Here is a 6,856-nt window from a genome sequence, read left to right as displayed (position 1 = left end):
TATTAGCGCCAGGGACTGTAGTGTTTCCACCGTTGATATCTGTTGGCTGTTGCCTGGTAATATAACCGGATGGCAGGAACTGCGAAGTGATACTTGTGTTGTCACCATAGTTATAGGTGTAACCATACTTCAGATTTGCTGTATCTGCAGCCGGTATACTACTACCACCACCCATTATCGCAAGACCAAACGAACAATTCACCAGCAGGTTATTATAAGAAATTCCACGGCCTCCATTTTCAAAATCAAGTGAACCTCCCTCACCTACTTTCGCCTGGCGGTAGCCTGAACTGATCACTGTATTATTATACATATTCATATTGCTCTGTGGAGAAAGACCGCCTGCATTCGCTGCCTTGAAAGCATTTCCGGTTCCACCTACTACCAGGTTATAAGCAATATCGCCTATACCACCGCTCTTTACGTTCACACATTCTCCAGCCTGGAAACCGACTTTTTCAAAAGTATTTCTCATGATTTCGAACTTGCCTCCCGCTACACGCACCATGTCATCGAAAGAGCCATATAACCAGCTATCTTCCAGCACAAAACTGGCTTTAGGGTTTTGCATATATATACCATATCGCGCCTTGTTTGGACGAACAGGATCTGTAGAAGGTGCAAGACCCCCGAGATATTCAAGTCTTGTCCATTTGATGATAACATCACCTGAATTAATACCTGCCTGTATTCCACCCCAATAACCCTTAAAAGCAGGATCCGTATTCGGACTCTGGGGATCTTTTGCCAGATCGGAACGTAGAGCCGGTTCCATGACTGTAAAGAGATTGGGTTTGTCTTTTGTTCCCAGGCAGAATAAAGTTCCGTTAACAACCAGGCCAGGTGCATGATCCTGTGTTCCGATTGCAGCGGGACCGCTGTTGGGGCCGATAAAAAATACCGTAACGCCACTTTGTATTACAAGGGTATCCCCTGCATTCACTACCGCATCACGATATGCGCTGTAGAGATAGTATATACCACCTGCTTTAAGTGTGCCTTTGATGGCTCTTCCATTTGAACCATTTTTAGTGTTAAGAGTATCACCGCTATTGATAATACTTCCCTGCTCAAATTCCTGCTGTGAAACCTGCACATCCATTCCGGATTTATTACATGCAGATAGAATAACAATTGCCAGGTAGCATAAAAATAAAATCTTGTTTCTCATGTTGTAAAATTATCTTCAGATAGTTTGAAAACGGCGCTTATTGTATTAAGAGATAATTAACAATTTTACTTTTTGGGATAAGGAGAATCATATCCCTTAACGGAATGCCATAGTATGCGGCTAAATATTTTCCCGTCGGCCAAATCAACATCATCCAATGGTACTTTCATGGATTCTTTGGCCCAGTATTTTTGCTTACCCTTAATCGTAGCTATTTTAGGATTCATCTCATTCAAAGGAATCTGATTTGCCAAAGCAGCGTAGGGAGTAAAGTCTGGTTTATCACGTCTATCAGGCCATTCTGCACAATTATTTTCTTTCAAAATTATTGCATTCGGGCGTGGGATATGTTAAGTGTTCATTACGAAATATTTAAGAATTGAATAAGTAGGTGTTTATATGTTCCACAAAAAAAAGTCCATGCAACCCGCAAAGATTACATGGACAACAAATCATTACTCTACTATTTCCAGCCACCTCCAAGATCCCTGTATATGTTGACTACTGCATTCAACTGTTGTTTTTTAGTTTCTACTAATTCCAATTTCGCTTCAAGCGCATCACGCTGGGTCATTAAAACTTCGAGATAATCGGCCCGCGCAAACTGGAATAAGTTGTTGGCTATTTCAATTGATTGTGTTAAAGAAGATACTTGTTTTGATTTAAAATCATAACTCTTTGCAAGGTTGCTGATACCGGCAAGCTGTGTTGAAACCTCAAGATAGGCATTAATGATAGTGCGCTCATAATTATACATAGCCTGCAACTGCCTGGCATTGGCTGAGTAAAATTCGGCTTTAATGGCATTACGATTTATCAATGGCCCGGCAAGATCACCTACCAGCGAATAAAGCAGCGATCCGGGTAATTTTACAAGATAAGACGGATTAAAAGCCTGGAACCCTATCGCTGCCGAGATTCCAAAGGATGGATAAAATTCAGCCCGGGCAACTTTGAGATCGAGTTTAGCTGCTGTTAATTCAAGTTCCGCCCGCTTGATGTCAGGTCTGTTCGCAAGTAATTGCGAAGGAATCCCTGCGTTCACCACAGCAGGAACCATCTGGATAAAATTGGATGTATCCCTCGGTATCGGTTGAGGATATCTTCCCAATAGCAGGTTGATGCGGTTTTCAGTTTCCTTTATTTGTTGATGGATGTTGAATTGCAGGCTTTCAGATTTATAAACCTCGGCCTGGAATTTCTGAACAGCAAGTTCAGTGGCGCGACTCGCATCCTTCTGAATTTGTACAACCGAAAGTGCATTTTTCTGCAGGTTAATGTTTTGACCTACGATAGCAAGTTGGTTATCCAGTGCCACCAATTCATAATAAGAATTGGCAACCTCGGCAACGAGGTCAGTCATTACAAAATTTTTGCCTTCAACGGTTGATAAATAGCGCGTCACCGCGGCTTTTTTCGCATTACGCAACTTCTTCCAGATGTCAACCTCCCAGTTCGCATAGGCAGCAACAGTATAATCCATCAATGGATCCGGCACTTCTTTACCGGGATAAATTTCAGTAGATGCATCACCTGCGCCCTGGCTCGTATACCTGCCAACTTTCTCAACACCAATACCACCGCGTAATCCAACTGTTGGCAAAATGGCGCCTTTACGTAATCTTATTTCATTCCTCGCAATATCTAATTCCTGTAAAGTGATGTTTAATTCCTGGTTGTTTTTTATGGCAGTGTCAATCAGATCAACCAGGGTTTTATCTTTGAAGAAACTGCGCCAGTCAATGGATGCTGCGCTGCCAGTATCGCCAATCGCTGTGTTGCTGAACCCGCTATCGTATGCCTTAGGCTCTGGCCTTCTTTCTGCCGGCTGCACAATCGCCGGCACTTTGCAACTGACCAGCTCAAGAGCAACCATAAAGCATACTCCGATTGCTGTCAGATATCTGTTTGTTCTTAACTTAATCATTATGATCGATTTCTTCTGTTAATGGATTTTCTTCTTCGTCCTGGATCAATATTCTTTTTTCCGCAAGCCGGCCGAAGATATAATACAATCCAGGTATGATGAGTACGCCGAACACTGTTCCGAAAAGCATGCCCCCGGCGGCGCAAGTACCAATCGTCCTGTTACCAATCCTTCCGGGACCTGAAGCAAACACTAACGGTATCAACCCGGCGATAAATGCAAAGGATGTCATCAGGATCGGGCGGAACCTTACAACGGAACCCTCGATTGCTGCCTCGAGTACTGAGGACCCGGCCTTGTGTTTCTGTACGCCAAACTCAACAATCAGCACAGCATTTTTGCCTAACAATCCAATCAGCATGATCATGGCCACCTGAGCATAGATATTATTTTCCAACCCAAACAGTTTGAGAAAAAGAAAGGCACCAAAAACCCCTGCTACCAATGAAAGTATGACTGCCAGTGGAAGGATAAAACTTTCATATTGTGCAGCCAGGATCAGGTAAACAAAGGCGAGACAGATGATAAAAATATAAACCGCCTGGTTGCCACGCGCAACCTCGTCTTTCGAGATACCTGCCCAGTCGATCGCAAATCCTCTTGGCAAAGTTTTTTGTGCAACTTCATTGATCAGATTTATTGCTTCACCGCTACTATAGCCCGGAGCAGCTGAGCCACTGATTTCCGAAGCGTTATACATATTATGCCTTGTTATTTCAGACAGACCATAAACCTTTTCCATTTTCATAAAATCCGAAAACGGCACCATCTCATCCCTGCTGTTTTTTACATAGAGCTTCAGGATATCACCAGGCAAAGCCCTGTATTCAGGAGAAGCCTGAACGATCACTTTATACTGCCTGTCGTATTTGATGAAACTGATTTCGTAGTTGCTACCTAATAACGTGGAAAGCGTATTCATTGCATTTTCAATGGAAATACCTTTTTGCTGTGCAAGGTCATTATCAACCTTTAACATGTATTGCGGGAAACTGGCGCTGTAAAAACTGAATACGGAAGACAGCTTAGGACTTTTGTTGAGTTCCTTCACAAAATCATTATTAACCGTTTCCATTTTTTTGTAATTGCCTGAACCCGCTTTATCCAGCAATCGTAATTCGAAACCACCTGCTGCGCCATAACCCGGAACGGCCGGTGGCGGAAAAAATTCTATAGTGGCCCCGGTTATATTTTTGGTTTTCTCTTCAAGCTCTGTAATTACCTCCTGCACATTATGCTTGCGATCGTCCCAGCTTTTTAAATTCACAAGACAGGTACCTGCATTTGCACCTGTTCCCTCAGTGAGTATTTCATAACCAGCCAGTGCAGAAACTGATTGTACATCTTCTATACCTTCAGCTATCTTTTGTAATTTTTCCGCAACCTGGTTAGTTCTCTCAAGTGATGAACCGGGTGGAGTCTGGATCACTGCGTAGAACATTCCCTGGTCCTCGTTTGGTATAAAACCCGAGGGCACACTGTTATTCAGAAAATAAATCCCAACACAAAAACCGATCAGCATCATAAAGGTCAGCACACGCTTGTTTACAATCTTAACCAGCACACTGCGGTATCTGCCCGTAAGATTATTAAACCAGTTGTTGAAACCATCCAGCATCTTGTTTAGCAAAAATTTCTTTTTAGCCTTGCCATGATTATTTTTTAACATCATGGCACATAAAGCAGGTGTGAGCGTAAGGGCCACTAAGCCGGAGAGAATAATCGAAGTGGCCATAGTAATTGAAAACTGGCGATAGAAAATACCAACGGGCCCGGACATAAATGCCACTGGTATAAACACGGCGGCCATAACAAAAGTGATAGCGACAATTGCACCGCTGATCTCGTGCATGGCTAGTTTTGTTGCCGCACGTGGAGACATGTTTTTTGTTTCCATATTTGCATGCACAGCTTCAATCACCACGATCGCGTTGTCTACCACAATACCAATAGCCAGTACCAGTGCAAACAAAGTAATCAGGTTTAAGGTGATGCCGAAATATTGCATAAACACGAATGTGCCGATCAGGGATACGGGCACTGCTATGGCAGGAATAAGGGTCGAACGCCAGTCACCAAGAAACAGGAATACAACAAGTCCCACGAGGATAAAGGCTTCCACCAGGGTATGAACAACTTTTTCAATAGAGGCATCAAGGAATTTGGATACATCATAACTGATCTCATAATCCATGCCTTTTGGAAAAGAGTTGGCCTTGATCTCGGCCATTTTAGCCTTTACGTTTTTTATTACATCGCTTGCATTGGATCCGTACGATTGCTTCAATACAATAGCTGCAGAAGGTTTTCCATTCAGGTTTGAATAGATGTCATACATCGAGCTCCCAAACTCGATATTCGCCACATCTTTCAGGCGAAGTATTTCGCCATTTAAGCTAGATCTTAAAACAACATTTTCGTATTGCTCTTTGGTTGTAAACCTTCCGGAGTATTTGAGTACATACTCAAATGATTGAGATCTTTTACCAGAGCTTTCACCAGTTTTACCAGGTGACGCTTCGAGGCTCTGCTGGCTAAGCGCTTCCATCACTTCTTCTGCAGATATCTTGTAAGCCAGCATCCTGTCAGGTTTCAGCCAGATGCGCATAGCATATTCACGGTTACCGACAATATCGGCAACACCTACTCCATCCACTCGTTTTAATTCAGACAAAACATTGATATCTGCAAAATTGAAAAGGAATTTCTGATCGGTGGCTGTGTCCGTACTGTAAAGGTTGATGTAAAGAAGCATATTTGATTCCTCCCGGGTGATCTTCACTCCTTCGCGTACAACAAGCGGGGGCAATTTATTCACTACAGAAGCCACCCGGTTCTGCACATTGAGCGAAGCCTGGTTGGGATCGGTTCCGAGGTTAAACACAACCTGTATGGTTGCCTCGCCATCGTTACCAGCATCAGAAGCCATGTATTTCATTCCAGGAACACCATTGATAGCTCTTTCAAGAGGGATGATAACTGACTTGATCATTAATTCGCCGTTCGCCCCGGGATAAGCTGCGGTAACATTTACTTTTGGCGGCGATATGGAAGGAAATTGCGTAACCGGTAATGAAGTCATAGCCAGCACACCCAGGAAAACAATTATCAGTGAGATAACAATCGACAGTACCGGCCGCTGTATAAATTTATTAAACATTGATCTATCTTATTTTGGTTGAACTATTCGGCTTTTAACCGCAGATGCGAAATCACCTCACCAGGATTCTCAAATACATAAGAGATTTTCTCATCGTCTTTTACTTTTTGCACACCATCAAGTAAGAATTTATCGCTTTGGGATAATCCACTTTTGATCACGTACAGATCTGGCAGTTCACCACTGATAGCAATCTCCCTTGATCTTACTATATTGTCTTTGCCTATTACAAAAACATATTTCTTATCCTGGATTTCGTAAGTAGCTTTCTGCGGTATGATCAATGCATTTCTTAACGGCATGGTGATAAGCACTTTTCCTGTTTCACCGTGTTTCAGGAGCTGGTCTGCGTTTGGAAACTTTGCCCTGAACGCTATATTGCCTGTTTCAGCATTGAATTCGCTTTCAATAGTTTCAACTATACCAGAAGTTTTTAATACCTGGTTATTCGCCAATAGCAGGTTGACCCGGGAGCTGCCCCGGTTTTTTGTATTGGTCTGATAATCGAGGTATTCAGGTTCTGAAACATTAAAATACGCATATACCTGGCTGTTATCTGAAAGGGTGGTAAGTAACTCACCCTCATCAATAAGGCTAC

General features: G+C 42.8%; 5 protein-coding genes. All 5 read right to left on the bottom strand.

What is annotated here, in order from left to right; all coding sequences use genetic code 11:
* The coding region (locus tag VK664_RS24620; RefSeq protein ID WP_461401379.1) for a hypothetical protein at positions 1-1,171 on the bottom strand (1,171 nt) is incomplete at its 3' end.
* A 65-nt stretch (positions 1,172-1,236) separates the two neighbouring features.
* On the bottom strand, positions 1,237-1,494 hold the full coding sequence (locus VK664_RS24615; protein WP_461401378.1) for a hypothetical protein: 258 nt from the start codon (positions 1,492-1,494) through the stop codon (positions 1,237-1,239).
* Positions 1,495-1,634: 140 nt separating this feature from the next.
* On the bottom strand, positions 1,635-3,098 hold the full coding sequence (locus VK664_RS24610; protein WP_461401377.1) for a TolC family protein: 1,464 nt from the start codon (positions 3,096-3,098) through the stop codon (positions 1,635-1,637).
* The gene (locus VK664_RS24605) at positions 3,091-6,258 is read right to left on the bottom strand and encodes an efflux RND transporter permease subunit (RefSeq protein WP_461401376.1); all 3,168 of its coding nucleotides are present in this window, start codon (positions 6,256-6,258) and stop codon (positions 3,091-3,093) included. The genes VK664_RS24610 and VK664_RS24605 overlap by 8 nt, the downstream gene beginning before the upstream one ends.
* 23 nt (positions 6,259-6,281) lie before the next feature.
* The coding region (locus tag VK664_RS24600; protein WP_461401375.1) for an efflux RND transporter periplasmic adaptor subunit at positions 6,282-6,856 on the bottom strand (575 nt) is incomplete at its 5' end.

The sequence above is a fragment of the Flavitalea sp. genome, from assembly GCF_035489435.1.
Taxonomy (GTDB): domain Bacteria; phylum Bacteroidota; class Bacteroidia; order Chitinophagales; family Chitinophagaceae; genus DATHKG01.
Note: the sequence above shows the minus strand (reverse complement) of the source record. Positions and strands in the feature narration are given on the sequence as shown.